17 protein-coding genes are annotated in these 18,587 nt (G+C 65.8%); 6 read left to right on the top strand and 11 right to left on the bottom strand.

Annotated elements, in window-relative coordinates; genetic code table 11:
- Positions 1-61 precede the first annotated feature (61 nt).
- Positions 62-1,426 carry a flagellar filament capping protein FliD gene (fliD, locus tag KHO22_RS30990; protein ID WP_230427099.1) on the top strand — a complete coding sequence of 455 codons (1,365 nt, stop codon included), beginning with the start codon at positions 62-64 and terminating at the stop codon, positions 1,424-1,426.
- Positions 1,427-1,468: 42 nt separating this feature from the next.
- Here fliD and KHO22_RS30985 read toward each other — a convergent pair whose 3' ends face one another.
- Entirely contained in the window at positions 1,469-2,173 is a 705-nt protein-coding gene (locus KHO22_RS30985) for a YceH family protein (RefSeq protein ID WP_211951007.1), read from the bottom strand.
- Between the two features lie 206 nt (positions 2,174-2,379).
- Here KHO22_RS30985 and KHO22_RS30980 point away from each other — a divergent pair, with 206 nt between their 5' ends.
- Positions 2,380-4,110 (top strand): FAD-dependent oxidoreductase, encoded by a 1,731-nt coding sequence (locus KHO22_RS30980; RefSeq protein WP_211951006.1) that lies wholly within the window; start codon positions 2,380-2,382, stop codon positions 4,108-4,110.
- Between the two features lie 10 nt (positions 4,111-4,120).
- On the opposite strand, the gene KHO22_RS30975 is transcribed toward KHO22_RS30980, so the two are convergent.
- Complete coding sequence (locus KHO22_RS30975) at positions 4,121-5,872, bottom strand: dipeptidase (protein WP_230427100.1); 1,752 nt, start codon at positions 5,870-5,872, stop codon at positions 4,121-4,123.
- Positions 5,873-6,121: 249 nt separating this feature from the next.
- Here KHO22_RS30975 and KHO22_RS30970 point away from each other — a divergent pair, with 249 nt between their 5' ends.
- Positions 6,122-6,853: a glutathione peroxidase gene (locus KHO22_RS30970; RefSeq protein ID WP_211951004.1), complete on the top strand. Its 732-nt coding sequence runs from the start codon at positions 6,122-6,124 to the stop codon at positions 6,851-6,853.
- Positions 6,854-6,993: 140 nt separating this feature from the next.
- Entirely contained in the window at positions 6,994-8,394 is a 1,401-nt protein-coding gene (locus KHO22_RS30965) for a dihydrolipoyl dehydrogenase (protein WP_211951003.1), read from the top strand.
- Between the two features lie 12 nt (positions 8,395-8,406).
- Here the strand turns inward: KHO22_RS30965 and KHO22_RS30960 are convergent, their stop codons facing one another.
- Positions 8,407-9,198, bottom strand: a complete 792-nt coding sequence (locus tag KHO22_RS30960) for a crotonase/enoyl-CoA hydratase family protein (protein ID WP_211951002.1) — start codon at positions 9,196-9,198, stop codon at positions 8,407-8,409.
- A complete protein-coding gene (locus tag KHO22_RS30955; protein WP_211951001.1) occupies positions 9,195-9,500 on the bottom strand; it encodes a DUF2917 domain-containing protein in 306 nt (101 codons plus the stop codon). The genes KHO22_RS30960 and KHO22_RS30955 overlap by 4 nt, the downstream gene beginning before the upstream one ends.
- Before the next feature lie 107 nt (positions 9,501-9,607).
- Here KHO22_RS30955 and KHO22_RS30950 point away from each other — a divergent pair, with 107 nt between their 5' ends.
- Positions 9,608-10,525, top strand: coding sequence for a LysR substrate-binding domain-containing protein (locus tag KHO22_RS30950; protein WP_211951000.1), 918 nt, complete (start codon positions 9,608-9,610; stop codon positions 10,523-10,525).
- On the opposite strand, the gene KHO22_RS30945 is transcribed toward KHO22_RS30950, so the two are convergent.
- The 5 genes from KHO22_RS30945 to KHO22_RS30925 form a co-directional block, all read right to left on the bottom strand.
- On the bottom strand, positions 10,514-11,035 hold the full coding sequence (locus tag KHO22_RS30945) for a DsbA family protein (protein ID WP_211950999.1): 522 nt from the start codon (positions 11,033-11,035) through the stop codon (positions 10,514-10,516). The genes KHO22_RS30950 and KHO22_RS30945 overlap by 12 nt on opposite strands.
- 202 nt (positions 11,036-11,237) lie before the next feature.
- Entirely contained in the window at positions 11,238-12,062 is an 825-nt protein-coding gene (locus tag KHO22_RS30940; protein WP_211950998.1) for an SDR family NAD(P)-dependent oxidoreductase, read from the bottom strand.
- 104 nt (positions 12,063-12,166) lie between these two features.
- Positions 12,167-13,147, bottom strand: a complete 981-nt coding sequence (locus KHO22_RS30935) for a Bug family tripartite tricarboxylate transporter substrate binding protein (RefSeq protein ID WP_211950997.1) — start codon at positions 13,145-13,147, stop codon at positions 12,167-12,169.
- Between the two features lie 97 nt (positions 13,148-13,244).
- Positions 13,245-14,006, bottom strand: coding sequence for an SDR family oxidoreductase (locus KHO22_RS30930; protein WP_211950996.1), 762 nt, complete (start codon positions 14,004-14,006; stop codon positions 13,245-13,247).
- A 40-nt stretch (positions 14,007-14,046) separates the two neighbouring features.
- The gene (locus KHO22_RS30925; RefSeq protein ID WP_211950995.1) at positions 14,047-15,120 is read right to left on the bottom strand and encodes a TauD/TfdA family dioxygenase; all 1,074 of its coding nucleotides are present in this window, start codon (positions 15,118-15,120) and stop codon (positions 14,047-14,049) included.
- Between the two features lie 133 nt (positions 15,121-15,253).
- On the opposite strand from KHO22_RS30925, the gene KHO22_RS30920 reads away from it, so the two are divergent.
- On the top strand, positions 15,254-16,237 hold the full coding sequence (locus tag KHO22_RS30920; RefSeq protein WP_211950994.1) for a LysR substrate-binding domain-containing protein: 984 nt from the start codon (positions 15,254-15,256) through the stop codon (positions 16,235-16,237).
- A 42-nt stretch (positions 16,238-16,279) separates the two neighbouring features.
- On the opposite strand, the gene KHO22_RS30915 is transcribed toward KHO22_RS30920, so the two are convergent.
- Together KHO22_RS30915 and KHO22_RS30910 are read right to left on the bottom strand one after the other, a co-directional pair.
- Positions 16,280-17,158 (bottom strand): Bug family tripartite tricarboxylate transporter substrate binding protein, encoded by an 879-nt coding sequence (locus tag KHO22_RS30915; RefSeq protein WP_211950993.1) that lies wholly within the window; start codon positions 17,156-17,158, stop codon positions 16,280-16,282.
- 260 nt (positions 17,159-17,418) lie between these two features.
- Positions 17,419-18,573, bottom strand: a complete 1,155-nt coding sequence (locus tag KHO22_RS30910) for an AraC family transcriptional regulator (RefSeq protein ID WP_211950992.1) — start codon at positions 18,571-18,573, stop codon at positions 17,419-17,421.
- Positions 18,574-18,587 lie beyond the last annotated feature (14 nt).

Raw genomic sequence — 18,587 nt, 5'->3', positions numbered from 1 at the left:
TCGACCGCCATCATGCCGAGAAAACAATTCGACGCCTGCTCAAACGTCTCGCCGACCTTGGGTGCCACGTCGATCCCATCGCTCATGCTGTCTAACGCTTCTTAGTAGCGCGCTTAGCGCCTTCCAGTCTGCCGCGGCCAGGCTCGGCCAGCCGGATTTCTTCAACGCGACCAAGATCGCATCGAGCAACACCGACGTATTGAGTGCTTCGAGCACCACCGGCGCGTCACCGGGTACGTATACGGTCGATGTCACCGCGCTGGCCCAGGCGCAGTCGCTGGTCAGTGCAGGGCAGGCCAAGGAGGATGCGGCGATCGGCACCGGCACGATCCACATCGATTTCGGCACGATCAGCGGCGGCACGGTCGATACCGACAGCAGCAGTGCAACCTATGGCAAATACACCGGCGCGACCTTTGCGGCCAAGGACGGCAGTACGGGCGTCGATATCAACATCGACAGCAGCCATGACTCGCTCGAAGGCATCCGCGACGCCATCAACTCGGCCAATGCCGGCGTGACGGCGACGATCCTGAATGACGGCTCTGGCTCGCCGTATCGCCTGGTGCTGACTGCCAACGACACCGGCGCCACCAACAGCATGCGCATTTCCGCGACCTCCTCGGATGGCGGCAATGCGCTGGCCGGCCTGGTGGCCAATGACCCCGCCGGCACGCAGAACCTTGAGCAGACCGTCGCCGCGCGCGATGCGACGCTGTCGGTCAACAATATCGCCATCCAGAGCGCCAGCAACCAGGTGTCGGCGATCCAGGGGCTGACCATGTCCCTGTCGCAGACCGGCATATCGGTCGTCAGCGTTCAGCACGACACCGCGGCCATCGAGAGCGGCGTCCAGGCGTTCGTCACGGCTTATAACAGCCTCCAGAGCACGGAGACCAGCCTGTCCGCGTTCGACCCGACCGCCGCGCAGGGCCAGCAGGCCTCGCCGCTGACCGGCGACGGCGTGCTGCGCAACATCCAGACGCAGATCCGGGAGGCACTCGATACGCCGCAGGCCGGGGGCAAGGATGCGCTGACCGTGCTGTCCCAGGTCGGGGTCGCCTTCCAGACTGACGGCACCCTGTCGCTCGACACCGACAAGCTGTCCACGGCGATGACCAGCAATATGGCCGGCGTGGCGGCGCTGTTCAGCAACAGCGACGGCAAGACCGGCTTTGGCAACGCGATCGGCAATCTGGTCTCGGCGATGACCGGTACCAATGGCGCGCTGACTTCCGCGACCGACGGCATCAACCGGACGCTGAAGGACCTGAGCGCGCAGTACGACTCGACCCAAACCATGGTCAACGCCACGATCGACAACTATCGCCAGCAGTTCACGCAGCTGGACATGATCATGTCGCAGATGAAGAACACGAGCAGCTACCTGACGCAGCAGCTCGGTTCAATGAGTGCATCTGGCTAATCCCGCACGATAGCCGGGCTGGGTCTCCCCGGCTATCCAAGGTCAGCCGGGCAGGGCGTCAGGGTCGATGCCAAGCTGGCTGGCCATGTGCTCGACCAGTGCTTCCAGTCGCTGGACCCGGTTGGAAAGCTCGCGCTGCTCGGCGCGCAGCCGTTCGAGCTCGGAGGGCGCGACACTCTCTTCCGCCGCGGCAGGCCCGCTCGCGGCCAGGCTTTCCACACTGACTTCGCCGCCAAGCAGGTGCATCCAGCGATGCTCGCGCTCGCCCGGCGCGCGGGCCAGCTTCACGACATAGGGCGGTTCGTGTTCTGCCAGTTCGTCCAGGAAGGCTTCGACCGACGAGATATCCGCAAAAGAATGCAGGCGCACCGTGTTCAGGCGCAGTTCGGCCGCTGTCTGCGCCCCGCGCAGGAGCAGCATGGCCAGCAGCGCGGCCGATTGCGAGGGCACGCCCAGCACGCGACCCATATTGTGTTCAAAGCGCGGCACGCGGCTGCTGCTGCCTTCAAATACCAGGCTCAGGCCTTTCAGGCTGTCGATGGCCATCACCACTTCCGCTTCCGTGACGTTCATGACCGGCGAACGCGCCGTCTTCTGGTTGCAGCCAGCGGTCAGCGCATTGAGCGAGAGCGGGTAGGTGTCGGGCACGGTGTGCTGCTTTTCCAGCAGTACGCCGAGTACGCGTCCTTCGATCGGGGTCAGGGTACGGATTGGCTGGCGGGAAGGAGATGCGGGCGTTGAGCTCATCAGGGGTTCGTGTCGTGGTGCGGTAAGCCGAAGCCGGCAAGGCGGACATTCAAGCGCAAGCTGGCGCAATACGCAACTGCCTGCGCCCGCCACGCGGCCTTGCCCTCGCATTCGCGCCGCCGCGGACTACTATCGATGAGGTGCGACCGCTGGCAGCGACCGGTGTGCGCGAGAGTCGACAAATCCTTGAGTGAGCGGGGGCAAGCATGGCGCAGGCGGAACTGACGGCGGGCGTGGAAGGGCAGGGCACGGAGGCGGCAGCCAGCCTCGACGCGCCATATTCCACGCTGGAATCCCGGTTGCACCAGATGTTCCCGACGCTCAGCGCCGAGGAAGTCGCGCGGATGCGCCACTTCGGCACACCGCAGCGCTGGCACGCCGGCGACCAGCTGTTTTCGGTCGGGCAGGCGGGCCGCGGCATGTACGTGGTGGTCAGCGGCAGCATCCAGATCATCCGCCGCGACGGGCTCGGGCGCGAGCACCTGGTCACGGATATCGGGCCGGGCATGTTCTCCGCCGAAGTCGGTACCCTGACGGGGCGCCCGTCACTGGTGGACGGCCGCGCGCTGACCGATTCCGAGGGGTTCGTCATCCCGCCCGACCGGCTGCGCGCGCTGCTGGTGGCAGAGGCCGAACTGGGCGAGCGCATCATGCGCGCGCTGATCCTGCGCCGTGTCGGGCTGATCGAGTCCGGCAGCGGTCCGGTGCTGGTCGGGCACGGCACGGAGCCAATGCTGCTGGCGCTGCAGGCGTTCCTGCGCCGCAACGGGCATCCCCACACGGTGATCGACATGGACACCGAGCGCGATTGCTCGGGCCTGAGCGAGTTCGCGAACGCGCCGGCCTCGGACTTCCCGCTCGTGATCTGCCCGGACGGGCGCGTGCTGCGCGCGCCCGACGAAGGGCAGCTTGCCTCCTGCCTGGGGCTGCTGCCCGAATTCGACCCGGCGCACGTCTATGACGTGATCGTGGTGGGCGCCGGCCCGGCCGGCCTGGCCACGGCCGTGTATGCCGCGTCGGAAGGCCTGTCGGTGGCCGTGATCGATTGCCGTTCGCCGGGCGGGCAGGCCGGTGCCAGCGCGCGGATCGAAAACTACCTTGGCTTTCCTACCGGCATTTCAGGCCAGGCGCTGGCGGGGCGCGCGTTTGTGCAGGCGCTGAAGTTCGGCGCCCACATTGCCATTCCGCTCGAGGTCAAGGCCCTGCATTGCGGCATGGACCCGATCCGGCTGGAGCTGGCCGATGGCCGCATGATCCCGACACACACGGTGGTGATCGCCACGGGCGCCCAATACCGCCGGCCGGCGATTGCCGCGCTGGAGCGCTTCGAGGGGTGCGGCGTGTACTACTGGGCCTCGCCCGTGGAGGCCAAGCTGTGCAAGAACGAGCCCGTCATGCTCGTGGGCGGCGGCAACTCGGCCGGACAGGCTGCGGTCTACCTGGCGACGCATGCGGCGCAGGTGCATATGCTGGTGCGCGGCCAGGGGCTGGCCGCCACCATGTCGCGCTACCTGATCGACCGGATTGCGGGACTGCCAAACGTACAGCTTCACTGCCATGCGGAAATCCGTGCGCTGAATGGAGATGGCTGGCTCTCTGAAGTGCGCTATCACGCGCCCGCCGAAAGCGACGAACTGGTTTCGCTGCCGGTGCGGCACCTGTTCCTGTTCATCGGTGCCGATCCCAACGCGTCGTGGCTGCGTACCTGCAATGTGGAGACCGACGACAAGGGCTTCGTGCGCACAGGTGGGGGGACGCTGGGCTGCGCGTCCGCGGTGCCGTATCCCCTGCAGACCAGCGTGCCGGGCGTGTTCGCGATCGGCGACGTGCGTTCGGGTTCGACCAAGCGCGTCGCCGCCGCGGTCGGCGAGGGCGCGGCCGTGGTCGCGCAGATCCACAGCTTTCTTGCCGGGTTGCCCGTAACGCAAGCCGCCTGAACGCTGCCCCCTACTGCATCTTTCCCAGGTTCCCGATCCGCACCATCATCTCGGTGAACATCTGCAGGTCCAGGTCGAGATCGGCGACTTCCTTGTACTCCTTCGCGTTGTGCGCGGTGTACTTCTTGCCGGGCATGGCCGGACCGAAGTTGATGGCATTGGGCAGCAGCTTGGCGGTGGTGCTGCCGGCGGTGGCCACGGGCTTGGCTTCGAGCCCGGTGGTGTCGCCGAAGATGTTGAGCAGGGTGGAAAGCCAGGCACCCTTGGGGTCGCGCGCCATCCAGTTGCCCTGGTCATGCTTGATCTCGACCGTGGAACCCGTGGACGCTGCCCACTTGTAGATGCGTTGCGCCGCCTTGCCACTCAGCGCCTCCGGCGTGCTGCCGCGCGGCATGCGCACATTGGTGGTGACTTCCAGGAATTCGCCTTGCTCGCGGATCTGGTTGGGCGACATGGTCAGCGGGCCCATGAACGGGTCGCGATAGGCCAGACCCATCTTCTCGCCAAGGTAGCCCAGCCCGTACAGGTCGCTGATATAGCGGGAGGCCCGCAGGTACTGGTTGTCGGCCAGTTGCAGGCCGGATGTCTGCAGGAACAGGGCCAGCCGGGGCAGCGGGTTGACGCCTTCTTCGGGACGCGAGCCGTGTGCGGACACGCCCGTTACCTTGACCTCGACGTCATTGCCGTCGCGCTTCACGTCGATGCTGAACTTGCCGCCCTGCGGCGTGTATTTGCGGATGAACGCAGCGCGGGCGCCTTCGAGCGCGGTCATCACGGCGGCCGGATTGCCGCCGGCGATGCGCGCCACGGCGGTCTCGGGCACGCTGTTCGCCGACGCCGCGCCGCGCATGGCCACGATGGCCGGCCGCTTGCCATCCGTGGCCAGCGTCGGGAACATGACGCGCAGCGCGCCCGAGCCCTTCTCGGCCACCACGGCCGGGTATTTGCTGTCGAGCACGATGTTGTAGTCGGGCAGCGCGTTGTGTTCGCGGTAGTACTTCATGCCGTCGCCACCGGTTTCCTCGGTGGTCTCGATCATCAGGCGCAGGCTGCGCTCCAGCGGCACGCCGCTTTCCTTGACGGTCTTCATGGCGTAGAGCGCCGCGGCAATCGAGCCCTTGTCATCGATGGTGCCGCGGCCGTACAGGTAGCCGCCCACGCGCGTGACGGCGAACGGATCGAGCTTCGTGCCGTTGTCCAGCACCCATTCGTCGGCGACGGCCGGCACCACGTCCGCATGGGTCAGGATGCCGAAGGTGTCCAGGCCGGTGCCGGGCAACGTGACTTCGAACACGCGGTTGTCGACGTTGCGATAGACCAGCCCGAAGGACTTCGCCATGCCTTCGACGAGCTTGCCGAATTCGATGATGGCGGGGTTCTCGTGCTGCGGGATCTTCTCGTCGCGCACGGTGCGCAACACAACCATCTTGCCAATGGTGTCGATGACCGCCGCTTCGTTGTGCAGCCGGTTGTAGACACCGAGCAGGCGACCGATATTGACGAGGTTTTCGCCGCTGAGCGGCGATCCTGCCTGCCAGGCAGCCACGGCCGGCGCCACCGCAGGCTCTGCCTTGGCAGCGCTGGTCAGGAACGCTTCCAGGCTCGCCGGCGCGCCGGACTTGTTGGCGGCGATCAGCGCATCCAGGGCTGGCTTGCGCAGCGTCTCCGCGGCGGCCGGGCAGGCCAGTGCCAGCGATAGCACCAGCAGGGGCAGCAGGGGGATCAGCCGGCGGCCGGATTGCAGGCTGACAGGGCGGGTCATGAGCGCCATGGTGATTCCGATGATGTCAACAGATGGCCGCATGATAGGGCACTTGTCTGGATCATTGTGAAGTTTATGTGTGTTATGAGACGCTTTCCCCTGTCCATCAGGGGAGGCTAATCCGGGATTGATAGGTGATGACAATCGATGCTGTTGAAACGATGAATTATACAAATCACATGGGGATCTCCACAATCGGGTCCATCGCTGCAACACGCAGCAGACCACCGAAACCAAGGAGTGATTCCGATGCTGCAATCCCGTGAAGGCCAACGCGTTCCCAATGTCGCTTTCCGCATCCGCCAGGACAACGAGTGGAAGACCGTCACCACCGGTGAACTGTTCAACGGCAAGACCGTCGTCGTGTTTTCGCTGCCCGGCGCCTTCACGCCGACCTGCTCGTCGACCCACCTGCCACGCTACAACGAACTGGCGCCGGCGTTCGCGAAGCAGGGTGTTGACGAGATCCTGTGCGTCTCGGTCAACGACACCTTCGTGATGAACGAGTGGGCCAAGGACCAGGAATCCCAGCACATCACCATGATCCCCGACGGCAACGGCGAGTTCACCGAAGGCATGGGCATGCTGGTGGACAAGGCCGACCTGGGCTTCGGCAAGCGCAGCTGGCGCTATTCGATGCTGGTCCGCGACGGCGTGGTCGAGAAGATGTTCATCGAGCCGGACGAGCCGGGCGACCCGTTCAAGGTCTCCGACGCCGACACCATGCTGAACCACATCGCCCCCGACGCCAAGCGCCCGGACCAGGTGGTGGTGTTCTCCAAGGTGGGCTGCTCGTTCTGCGCCAAGGCCAAGCAGCAGCTCTCGGACGCCGGCTACGAATACATCGAAGTGCCGCTAGACAACAAGGTGCGCGGCAAGGTTCTCGGTGCCGTGTCCGGTGAAATGACCGCGCCGCAGGTGTTCATCAACGGCAGGCTGATCGGCGGTGCCGCCGCGCTCGAGCAGTACCTGGGCCAGTAATTCCTGTCACGACCGCCCTTGCGCGGTCCGGCAGTCGCCGGACCCGATGGCGCCGCGCTGTCCGCGTGGCGCCATCCAGTCCGCCGATTGATGTCAGATCGATCTCGAACAAAATCACTGAAGCGAAGGAACCGTACGCCATGAAGACCATCCAGACCGACGTCGCCGTCATCGGAGCGGGCACCGCCGGACTCGCCGCCTACCGCGCCGCCATTGCCGCGGGCAAGCGCGCCGTGATCATCGAAGGCGGCCCGTATGGCACCACCTGCGCCCGCGTGGGCTGCATGCCGTCCAAGCTGCTGATCGCCGCCGCCGAAGCCGCGCACGAACTGCGCCACACGGCGGCGTTCGGCGTGCACGTGGATGGCAATATCCGCATCGATGGCCGCGAGGTCATGGCGCGTGTCCGCAGCGAGCGCGACCGCTTCGTCGGCTTCGTCGTACGCGGCGTGGAGACCATCCCCGAGGCGGACCGCATACGTGGCTATGCGCGCTTCGTCGACAACACCACTCTGGAGGTGGCTGCCGCCGATGGGGACGTCACCGTGCGTGCCAGCCGCGTGGTGATCGCCACCGGTTCGCGTCCGGTCGTGCCGGCACCGTTCAATGTGTTCGGCGACCGCCTCATCGTCAATGACGACGTGTTTGCCTGGGACGACCTGCCGCGCAGCGTGGCCGTGTTCGGTCCCGGCGTGATCGGCCTGGAGCTGGGCCAGGCACTGTCGCGCCTCGGCGTGCGGGTCCGCGTCTTCGGTGTGCGAGGTTCGCTGGGTCCGCTGACCGACCCTGTCATCCGCCGCTACGCGAACGAGACCTTCCGCAAGGAGTTCTACCTCGATACCGAGGCCAATGTCACGGACATGGCGCGCGATGGCGAGCTGGCCCGCATCACCTACACCGACCGCGACGGCAAGTCCGTCACGGAGACCTTCGACTACGTGCTGGCCGCGACCGGCCGCGAACCGAATGTGCGCGGGCTGGGTCTGGAGAACGCCGGCCTGGAACTGGATGCGCGCGGCGTGCCGTTGTTCGATCCCGCCACGCTGCAGTGCGGCGTAGCGCCGGTGTTCATTGCGGGCGACGCCAACAACATCCTGCCACTGCTGCACGAAGCCGCCGATGAAGGCAAGGCCGCTGGCGAGAACGCCGCCACGTACCCCCGGGTGAAGCCGCTGGCTCGCCGCGCGCCGATCGCCGTGGTGTTCTCGGATCCGCAGATCGCCATGGTCGGCCAGCGCTTTGCCGACCTGGCCGAAGGCAGCTTCGTCACCGGCGAGGTCAGCTTCGAGGACCAGGGCCGCAGCCGCGTCATGCTGAAAAACCGTGGCCTGATGCACGTGTATGCCGACAAGGCGACCGGCCGCTTCCTGGGCGCCGAATGGACCGGCCCGCGGGCGGAGAACATCGCGCACCTGCTGGCGTGGTCCTGCCAGCAGGGCCTGACCATCGCGCAGATGCTGGCCATGCCGTTCTACCACCCGGTGGTGGAAGAAGGCCTGCGCACCGCGCTGCGCGACGCGGCGGCAAAGCTCGAAGCCTGAAGCGCCTGAGCTTCAGCGGCCGGTGAAAACCGGCTCGCGCTTCTCCAGGAACGCGCGCGTACCTTCGCGCGCGTCCGCGCTGGCGGCGGCTACGCGGAACTGCATGGCTTCGATCGCCAGCCCCTCGTCGACCGGCACATTGATGCCGCGCGTGACCGCTCGCAGGCAGGCGGTGACAGCAATGGGCGAGTGCCGTGCGATCCGGTCCGCCAGGTCGAGGCAGGCCCGCAACAGCGTGCCGGCGGACACCACGCGGTTGACCAGCCCGATCCGCTCCGCCTCGGCGGCGCTGATCGCGTCGCCCGTCAGGATCATCTCGTTGGCGCGCTTGCGCCCAACATGCCGCGGCAGCCGCTGCGTGCCGCCGAACGTCGGTGGAAAGCCGAGCCGGATCTCGGGCTTGGCGAAGGTGGCATGTTCCGCGGCGACGGCGAGGCTGCAGGCCTCCGTCATTTCGCAGCCCCCGCCGAACGCCAGCCCGTTGATGGCCGCGATCACCGGCTTGGGGAATGTCTCGATACGGCGTGTCAGCGCCTGTCCGCGCATCAGGAAGCGGCGCAGCGCCTGTTCCGGCGACGCCTCCAGGTCCGGTGCAAAGCCGGCGATATCGGCGCCCGCGCTGAAGGCACGCGTGCCCTTGCCGGTCAGGATCACGCAGCGCACGCTGTCATCGTCCTCGGCGGCATCGAGCCGCGCCATCAGCGCATCGATCAGTGGGTAGCTGAGCGCGTTGAGCTTTTCTGGCCGGTTCAGGACCAGCAGCATGTGCTGGCCATGGCGTTCGGCTTCTATCAGGTCCGTCATGTGTGGCTTTCCTCCAGGAGAGAATGGGCGACAGCGCTGGGCGACTGTCTGGCCGGAGCTTCGGCATCGACCGCTACGCAGGCGGGCCGGCGACGCAAGGCTGAAACAAAGCAGGTGATGGCCGCCTCCGCGCGCAGGTGCTCGCCGGCGTTCAGCACGATGTCGCGCACGGCTTCGTCGCGGTCCGCGCTTTCGCGCGTGATCCAGACCTGTCCGTGCAGGCAGCGCAGGCAGTCGCCGACATGCAGCCTGATCGTGCAGGTCGCGGCACCGCCAAGGGTCCACAGTTGCTTCGTTGTCACGGCGATCTCCTTGCGGCCTGACGGGAAGGCAAGTCCGTGACATCATTGTTGGCGCGATCCGGCCGGCGTGGCCGGAAGTGTTTTCATCCGAGGTATTCCTGCCCGTCATGACCCTCCTGAGCCAGGCCAGTGCCAACGCCTTGCGTGCGATCTCGCTCGATGCCATCCGCGGCTTCGAAAGCAGCGCGCGCCATCTGAGTTTCACCGCCGCCGCGCAAGAGCTGTGCCTGACCCAGTCGGCCGTGAGCAAGCAGGTCAAGAGCCTGGAAGACGTGCTGGAGGTTGCGCTGTTCGTGCGTGGCGGCAAGGGGCTCGCCCTGACCGCCGAAGGCCGCCAGCTCTATGAAGCCGCGCGGGCCGCGATCGCTCAGCTCGGCGATGCGGTAGACCGCCTGCTGTCCACGGAGCGCGTCTCGATCGCCGTGACCACCACGCCGTCGTTCGCATCGCTGTGGCTGGTCCCCAAGCTCGCGCGCTTCACGGCCATCGCGCCGGGCATCGACGTGCGCGTGGATGCGTCGGAAGCCAATGCCAACCTTGAGCGCGAGGGCTTTGACCTTGCCATCCGCCTGGCGCCGGCCGCACCCGATGAAACACCCTTGCTGCGCGAACGCCTGATGCTGGTGGCGGCGCCGGCCGTGGCCGCCCGCGTGCGTGACGTGGCGGACCTCGTCCGCCAGCCCCTGCTGGTATTCCACGATCCGGCCGGCCGCTTCCCGTGGATGTCGTGGCCCGAATGGTATGCGCGCCTTGGCCTGGCGCAGTCAGCCCGCCAGCCTTGCCTCTACTTCTCGCAATACGAGCACGTGCTCAACGCCGCGGCGCAGGGCGCGGGCGTGGCCATCGGACGCACACCGCTGGTCCTGCCGCTGCTCGGCAGCGGACGGCTCGAGGTCGTGCTGCCGCAGTACGTGTCCGACGGCATGACCTATCGCATCGTCGAGTCGCCCAATGCCCGCAGCGGCGTGCGGCGTTTTCGCGAATGGCTGGAGAGCGAGCTGGCGGCGGAAGTGCTAGGCGGCTAGCGCCACATCAATCGCCCGCTGCAGCCGCTCCATGCCGAACGTCACATCCTGCACCACGCCATTGACGAAAAATGACGGCGTGCCGCGCACCTGCCATCGCGTGGCGCCGCGCATGTCGTCGCGGATGTGCGGCAGGTGCGCGTGCCCGGACATGTCCTGGTCATAGCGGTCCAGGTCCATGCCGAGCATGCCGGCGTAGTGGCGCAACGCGTCGGGCTTGAGGCCTTCCGGCTTTTCGTGCAGCAGGCGGTACATCTGCCAGAACTTCTGCTGCGCGCCGGCCGCTTCCGCGCATTCGGCGGCGGCTTCGGCCGACGGATGCCAGTGCGACATAGGATAGTGGCGGTAGACGAAGCGTACCTGCGGGCCGTAGTGCTCCATCAGGATCTTCATGGCGCCGTAGGCCATGCGGCAGTATTCGCATTCGAAGTCGCCGTACTCGACGACGGTGACCCTGGCGGTGTCGGGGCCGACAGCATGGTCGGCGGCCGTGATGGCGGCGTCTGGCATAAGGCGCTCCGGTACGTGGGCGTGCGGCCCGGGATTTTCCAGTTTAGGCGCAGACGGGGCTCAGGAGGGGTAAGCAGAGGTTGGGCGACAGGCGACAACCCGTCATCACCACACCCCGCGGGACACGCCGAGGAGCAAGAAAGGGTTCATCGCCGATTCGTGGGGTCTACGGATCGGGAGGTGGCTAGCGTCAATACTGAACTCAGATGACCGATCCGCCGTTGGGACTCACGACCTGTCCCACCAGGTAGTGCTCATCGCTGGCCAGATGCAGTACGGTGCTGGCATATTCCTCTGGTGTTCCAAAGCGCCCGGACGGGCAGCCTTGCCAGAGCCGGTTCTTGCCTGCATCGCCAATGCCGTCAAGGTAGGCGTTGAAGTCTGGTGTGGCTACACCACCTGGCGCCATCACGTTGACGAAGATGTTGGCACCCGCCACTTCCATGGCGACGGAGCGACTGAACGCAATCACGGCTCCCTTGGTTGCACTGTAGTGCGGGCTGTGCGCGCTTTTTGCGGACGTGCCGGCGACAGACGCAATATTCACGATGCGTCCGTAGCGCTGTGGCTGCATGAGCCTGAGTGCTTCACGCGTGCAGAAGAAGACGCCGTGCACATTCACGCCCCAGTACCGCATCCATTCCGCGTCGGAGATCTCGCTGGTGAATGCCAGCGTATCGCGTGCGACCGGAGTCTGCATGTAGGCGTAGAACCGGTTGCGGCGTTCCGTATCGATCGGGCGGTTCGGCACCAGCGCGGCATTGTTGACGAGCGCGTGCACGGTTCCGAAGCGCGCGACGGCGGCGGCAAACATGTTACTGACCTCGTCGCTCGACGACACGTCGCAACGTACCGCCAGGCATGCACCGCCTGCTGCTTCGATGGCCTGCTGCGCGTCTGCGAGGGCGCCCTCGTCGATGTCGCAGATCACCACGCTTGCCCCCTCGCGTGCCAGAGTGACGGCAATGGCCTTGCCAAGCCCGGGGCCCACTCCGGTCACAAGGGCTACTTTGTCCTGCATTTTCATGGTGAGATCTCGCATCGTTCGTCGCATGGATTGTGGCGGTCATCCGCTGATGTCGCTTATCCTGGCGTCACCTGTTTTTATCTGCGCCTGTCCGGGTACATGGCTCAATCCGCCTGAACATGCGCTGCAGCCACGATGCGCTTCCACGCCTGCACATCATGGCGAATCACGCTTGCGAACGCGTCAGGCGAGTTTCTCGGCACCCACACCACGCCCTGCCGCGAGAACGCGGCCTGGGACGCGGGGTCCTGCATGATCCGTGCGATTTCGAGATTGAACCGCGCCACCGTAGTGCCCGAAGTGCCAGAGGGGACAAAGAATCCATACCAGCCATCCAGGTCGAAATCGAAACCCTGTTCCTTGAGCGTGCCGACGCCGGGCAGCAGGGGCGTGCGGCGCGTGCCCGTCATCGCGATCGGCACGAGCTTGCCGGATTGAACCAGCGGAACGGGCGATCTCGCATCGACGAATGCCAGCCTGACCACGCCGCCCTGCAGGTCGGTCAGCAGTTGTCCCATGGTCTTGTAAGGCACGTGGCGCAGGCGAAGTCCCTTCGCATGGGCAATGGCTTCCATCGTCAGGTGTCCGGTCGAGCCGATGCCCCACGTGCCGTAAGCCACGTCCGGATGCTGACGGACATAGTCCACGAACGTGCCGAGATCGCGCACCGGCGTGCCGGCGGCGGCCACCAGCAGCACACCGCCGGCGCTGACCTGGACCACGGGTGCCAGGTCCCTGAACGTGTCATAGGGCAGCGCGTCGCGCAGTGCGGCATTGACGGCGATCGCCGAGGCGTTGCTGAACAGCAGCGTGTAGCCGTCAGGTGCCGCCTTCGCGGCCATGTCGTTGCCGATGACGCCGTTGGCGCCCGGACGGTTCTCGACCACCACTGGTTGCCCCAGCGCGCGACCCAGCGGCTCGGCAAAGAGCCGGGCCATCAGGTCGGTGCCCGAGCCGGCGCCGCCAGGCACGATCATGCGCAATGCCCGTGACGGCCAGGACGCCGCGCGGGCCCGGGGACTCCACGGCAGGCTTGCCATCGATGCCATCGACAACAGTGCATGAAGACAGTTTCTTCGGTTCATCGTGTACTCCTGGTGTCTCGTTGCCGCGGCAACCCGGCAACGCGCCAGCGCAACGTGCAACGGGGGCGGTTGATCTCCGGGGTGCCTGCGGTGTCAGTCAGTCGCGCCTGGGCGGGGGCTGAAACCCCAGGAATGCGCGGTTCCAGGTCGGGCTGATGACCAGTTCGTTCACGGTGGCGCGTGCCGGCAACGCGAGGACAAAATCCACCGCGGCGGCGACGTCCTCCGGCTGCAGCATCCGTGCAAGGTCTTGCGCCGATGGCGGGGTGGGTCGGTTGACCAGAATCGGTGTGGCGGTTTCTCCGGGATAGATCGCGCAGGCGCGAATGCCGTTCGCGCATTCCTCCATGGCCACGGACATCGTCATGGCGGCCATGGCATGCTTGCTTGCGCCGTATGCCGCGCCGGTCAGCGCGGAGGCAAAGCGGCCGGCCCAGGAGGAAATATTGATGATGGTGCCAGCGCCCTTGTCGCGCATCCCCGGCAGCACCGCGTGCATGCAATAGAAGGCGCCGTTGAGGTTGATGTCGATGACCTGGTCCCAGTCGGCTGGCGTCAGGCGCGTCAGCTTGCGGTTGGCGACGTTGATGCCCGCCGCATTGACGAGGATGTCGATTGCCCCAACGCGTTCCTGCAGCTGGCGGGCCGCCGCCTCCACCGCGCGGCGATCCGCGACATCCAGTGGCAGGGCGATGACGCGTTCGTTGCCACATTCGCGCACCAGGGCGTCAATCGCGGTCTGTGTGCGAGCCGATACGACGATCGTCGCCCCCGCGCGCCACAGCGATAGCGCGCAGGCGCGCCCGATGCCACTGGCGCCGCCAGTGATCCAAGCCGTCTTTCCGAGCAAAGTTGTCATGGTGCGTTCTGTTCCTGTATTGCGCGATGTGATGGGGGGCTCAGTGGGTGGTGACGCCCATGATCTGGTTGACGTCATAGATGGGTGGGCGCGGATTCCTGGCCCAGGTGTCGGTGAGCATGTAGCGCAAGCGGAAGCTATCCGGCACGTCGGCCAGGCCGGGCGTAGAGAGCCACAGGCGCAGCAAGTGGCGCTTGCGATCGAGTTCGGGGTGGTCCTCGTAGCTCGTGCGCGAATGCAGGACCACGTAGTTGTTCAGGAACTGCATGTCGCCCGGCGCCAGTTCCATGTCGATGCGAAAGCGGGCATCCTGGGTGTAGGCGTCGAACTGGTCCAGCGCCGCCATGTCTTCGGCGCTGAGGCGCGGTGCCTCCGGGAAACGCTGTGCGGTATTGATGAAGCTGCGGATGTACCTGTTGAACAGCCGGCCGTTGTGCCATGAGAAAACGTGGGTCATGGTGAACGGCGCCTGCCCCGGCGCTTCCTCGTGGCGGCGATCGAACGCGAAGGCCCGATAGAGGCGCGCCAGCATCTCGGGGTGCTCCTGCAACATCGCGTTATGAATGGCCATGGAGCTGGCGATGCTGCTCATGCCCCCTCGCTTGGCGGTGCGCAGGCACAGCAGCCCGACCACGTCGGCGCCATCGGTGTGAAACGGCAGCCGGTGGCGGGACTGGTAGCCGCGCGCCGTCATGTCTTCCTTGGGGTCCTTGCCCAGGTCCCAGACATGGCCAAGCACATCGCCATACGCGTTCTGTGCCACGGCTCGTCCCAGATGCATGCCAATACCCCAGTAGATGGCCCCGGCATCCATCTTCGAATAGCGCTCCACGGGCAGGCCGCGCAGCAGCACCACGCCAAGCCCCTGTTCCAGCCGCTGGCGTACGTCTTCGAGCTTTGCCGCGAGGCTGCCGAGCGGGAACGTGTCCTTGCCAATGGTCGGGACGGACAGGCCAAGGGCTTTTGCATGAGCCAGGGCCGCATCCAGTTGCGCGATGTCGTCGTCGCTCAGGCGGATGACCCATTCCGATTTCAGGCCGGCCATTTGCGCGGCGGTCCAGGCCGCTGGCGTATCGACAACCCGCGGTTCCGCCAGGTCTTGCGTTGCTGCCATCTTCGTCTCCTTGATTCTCTTGGGTCCGGGCCACGATGTGGCTGGTGAGGGCATTGTGCAAACGGCAAGCGCGGATGAATAATGAAAAATGGTGGTCCTGGCCTAACCGTACGGTAATATCTGCCGCTTTTCGATGCCCCGGCTTTCCGGGTGCAATCTCAACGAATTGCTTATTTCAGGGATTTCACCCATGGATGCCATAGGTTTTCTTCGTACCGGTCTGAAGCTGCGTCATCTCCGTCTGGTAATGGCACTGGAGGAATACCGGCAGGTGGCTCGTGTGGCCAACGCCCTGAACATCACGCAGCCGGCGGTCTCGAAGGCCCTGGCGGAAGTGGAAGAGGGGCTTGGCTACCCGCTGTTCGTACGGCAGCCCCGCGGCATCGAACCCACACCGCACGGGCTGTGCTTCGTCCGTTATGCGCAGTCGATCCTCGACGAACTCGATCGCGCCGGCGATGAATTGCTGGCGCTGGGGCAGGGCGCATCCGCTTCGGTGGCCGTGGGCGCCATGCCGGGCACGACCTGGTCGCTGGTGCCACGCATCGTCGCGCTCGCAAGGGCGCGCATGGCGGCGCTCAATATCGCGGTCTATGAAGCGCCGATGGATGTGCTGATGGGACAGTTGCGCACCGGGCGGCTCGATATCGTGCTGGGCGCCCTGGCGGATCGCTCTGTCGCCGACGATATCGCCCAACGCCATCTTTACGATGAAGTGATGCGCGTGATCGTCAGCCGGCATCATCCGCACGCCACGCGTCGCCAAGTGACATGGGCCGACCTGGCGGCGTTTCCATGGGTGGTGCCGCCGCGTACCGCGCGGCTGCGACAGAGCCTGGAGGCCGCTTTCCGGCGGATGAAGGTGGCCGGGCCGGTGAGCCCGGTCGAATCGGTATCGGCGGGCCTGGTGCTGGGGTTGCTCGACGATATGCAGGCCGTGGCGGTGGTGACGGGACGCCTCGCACGCCATTACGAGGAGCGTGGACTTGCCCGCATCCTGCCACTGGAGATTCCGGGCGTGCTGCTGCCCGTCTCCACATTCACGATGGCGGGCAAGGCGCCGTCTCCCGCCATCGATGTCATCCAGCATTGCGCGGAACTCGCCGTGGCGGGCTGAGAAGGCGGGCGCAGCAGCCGCCGGTGCCACGCGAGCCGCGCGCTATTCCGGCTGAATCTTGTTGACCTTCACGACATTGGCCCACGTGGCATAGTCGTTGCGCACGGTGCGAGCGAATTCCTCCGGACTCGTCAGCGGCGGCTCCGCCACCATATTGAGCTGCTGAAACCGCGACGCCAGTGCGGGCGAACGCAATGCCTTGTTGATCTCCCGGTTCAGCGTCGTGACGATCCTGGGTGGCGTACCTTTCGGCGTGAACAGGCCGTACCAGCCCTCGTTCGTCATGGGGTAGCCCTGTTCGGCCATGGTTGGCACATCGGGAAATGCCGGCGCGCGGGACTTGCCGGTGATGCCCAGCGGGCGGATCTTGCCGCTCTTGACCAGCGGTATCGATGTCGTGATATCGACAAACGCAACCTTCAGCACACCGCCTTGCAGGTCGGTCATGATGGGCGGCACACCCTTGTATGGCACATGGGTAAGCTCCACCCCTGCCAAGGCCTGGAGCTGGGCCATCGCGAGATGGCCGCCCGAACCGATGCCCCACGTGCCGTAAGCGTACTTGCCGGGATTCGCCCTGGCGACACCGACAAACTCCTTGATCGTCCTGGCCGGGAAATCGGGCGCAACGACCAGCAATACACCACCGGCCCCGATCTGCGCCACCGGTACGAGGTCATTCACGACGTTGAATGGCAGCCTGGACTGGATGGCCTGGTTCATGACCGTGGCCGAAGCGCTGGCAAGCAATACGGTATAGCCGTCCGGCTGGGCGCGTACCACGGCATCGACTGCCAGTTGCCCATTGGCGCCGGGCTTGTTGTCCACGACGACTGGCTGCTTCAGGGCCTGCGAGATCTGCTCGGCAAACACGCGCGCCAGGACGTCGGGTCCGCTGCCGCCAGGGCTGGGCACTACCATGCGGATGGGTCGCGCTGGCCAGTCTTCCTGCGAAAAGGCGGAACCTGCCGCTAATGCAGCAGCTGCCAATATTGCGGCCCCGCGGGCCAGCCGTGCCATCTGATGATGCATATCGTCTCCTCTGGGCACACGCGGATCTTATGAATAAGGGGCTATGTCAGGCGTGTGCGGAGGAAAATTCTGCCTCGTGGCTAGGCCGCAGACTAATGAAATAAAACGGCGAAAGCATTACCGGACGCTTATGTCGGTCCCGGGGCCAGTCAACCGCGACGCACCGTCAGGCGCGGGCGCCGCCGTTGTCCGGCGCGCAGGGTGCCGGGCGAGACCCCGCGCCAGCGCAGGAACGCCTTGTTGAATCCGGCCTGCGTCTTGAATCCGAGCACGCCGGCAATATCCCCAAGCGGCATATCCGTACCGCTCAGGAGCCGTCCGGCCAGGGCCTCGCGTTCTTCGTCCAGTAGTTGCGCGAAAGAGGTGTCGTAGTCCTGCAGGTGACGATGCAGCGTAAAGCGGTGCACGGCAAACAGCGAGGCGAGCCGCGTTGCCGTGCATTCGCCAAGCAGCATCAGGTCACGGATGGCCTGTCGGACCTGTCCGAGGAAATCTGGCATCACATGGGACTCGAGTTCGCTCAGATACCGGACCACGGACGACTCCAGCCCCTTGTCCGTGATACCGCGACGCTGCTCGAGCGTCTCGGCTGGAAACAGGAATTCGTCGCGGGGTTGCCCGAACAAGGCATGCGTGCCGAAATGTGCCGTGTAGGGCCCGGCACGCACCGGTGACGGGCGGGAAAGATGGACCGCAGTGGGCGACCATGCCTTGCCCAGCAACATGCGGAACAACTGTACGTTCGCCGCGATGTAAGCGCTGGCGAGTTCCTCGCGGCCGGTGAAGCTGCCGTCGATCTCTACCGAGAACGACGCGAACCCTTCGCGGATGGACAGCGCGGTATCGATGCCCCGGTACCAGATCCGGCCATAGCGAAGAATGCCCTCCACGGCATCGCGCACCGTGCCGGAGGACAGGACCAGCAAGCGTAGCGGGCCCGCGTTCTCCATATTCGCGCGGGCGCCCACTAAAACGCCGAGATGCGGGCAGGCGGACGCTTCCGCTGCGTCAGCGAGGATCGCTGCGCATACCGACAGGGCGACCGGCGCCATCGGTTCGTGCATGGCGGCCGGCGACACGCCATGCCTTGCCAGAATCGGCCATGGGTCGGTGCCCAGGGCCTCCAATGCTTCGATGACGCGTGCAAGGGTTCCGATCGGAACGGAACGTGCCGGGGGCTTCAGGCTCAGGGTTTCCACTGACAAATGACGAGGGGCGCGTGATGTGTGACGTGAGGATAAACAAAGCGGGGGGATGCTGTCCAGAATGAAGGCATCGGGTTCCGCACGGCAGCGGACCTGCACATCCAGGAGACAAC

This window comes from Cupriavidus yeoncheonensis, assembly GCF_905397275.1.
GTDB classification, from domain to species: Bacteria; Pseudomonadota; Gammaproteobacteria; order Burkholderiales; family Burkholderiaceae; genus Cupriavidus; species Cupriavidus yeoncheonensis.
Note: the sequence above shows the minus strand (reverse complement) of the source record. Positions and strands in the feature narration are given on the sequence as shown.

Excerpts from the sequence above, each read along its gene's own strand:
- KHO22_RS30925 (WP_211950995.1), bottom strand. The coding sequence starts at position 15,120 with ATGGCAGCAACGCAAGACCTGGCGGAACCGCGGGTTGTCGATACGCCA.
- KHO22_RS30935 (WP_211950997.1), bottom strand. The coding sequence starts at position 13,147 with ATGAACCGAAGAAACTGTCTTCATGCACTGTTGTCGATGGCATCGATG.
- KHO22_RS30945 (WP_211950999.1), bottom strand. The coding sequence starts at position 11,035 with ATGCCAGACGCCGCCATCACGGCCGCCGACCATGCTGTCGGCCCCGAC.
- KHO22_RS30930 (WP_211950996.1), bottom strand. The coding sequence starts at position 14,006 with ATGACAACTTTGCTCGGAAAGACGGCTTGGATCACTGGCGGCGCCAGT.
- KHO22_RS30940 (WP_211950998.1), bottom strand. The coding sequence starts at position 12,062 with ATGAAAATGCAGGACAAAGTAGCCCTTGTGACCGGAGTGGGCCCCGGG.
- KHO22_RS30960 (WP_211951002.1), bottom strand. The coding sequence starts at position 9,198 with ATGACGGACCTGATAGAAGCCGAACGCCATGGCCAGCACATGCTGCTG.
- KHO22_RS30965 (WP_211951003.1), top strand. The coding sequence starts at position 6,994 with ATGAAGACCATCCAGACCGACGTCGCCGTCATCGGAGCGGGCACCGCC.
- KHO22_RS30950 (WP_211951000.1), top strand. The coding sequence starts at position 9,608 with ATGACCCTCCTGAGCCAGGCCAGTGCCAACGCCTTGCGTGCGATCTCG.
- KHO22_RS30920 (WP_211950994.1), top strand. The coding sequence starts at position 15,254 with ATGCCCCGGCTTTCCGGGTGCAATCTCAACGAATTGCTTATTTCAGGG.
- KHO22_RS30985 (WP_211951007.1), bottom strand. The coding sequence starts at position 2,173 with ATGAGCTCAACGCCCGCATCTCCTTCCCGCCAGCCAATCCGTACCCTG.
- KHO22_RS30970 (WP_211951004.1), top strand. The coding sequence starts at position 6,122 with ATGCTGCAATCCCGTGAAGGCCAACGCGTTCCCAATGTCGCTTTCCGC.
- KHO22_RS30980 (WP_211951006.1), top strand. The coding sequence starts at position 2,380 with ATGGCGCAGGCGGAACTGACGGCGGGCGTGGAAGGGCAGGGCACGGAG.
- KHO22_RS30915 (WP_211950993.1), bottom strand. The coding sequence starts at position 17,158 with ATGGTAGTGCCCAGCCCTGGCGGCAGCGGACCCGACGTCCTGGCGCGC.
- KHO22_RS30975 (WP_230427100.1), bottom strand. The coding sequence starts at position 5,872 with ATGACCCGCCCTGTCAGCCTGCAATCCGGCCGCCGGCTGATCCCCCTG.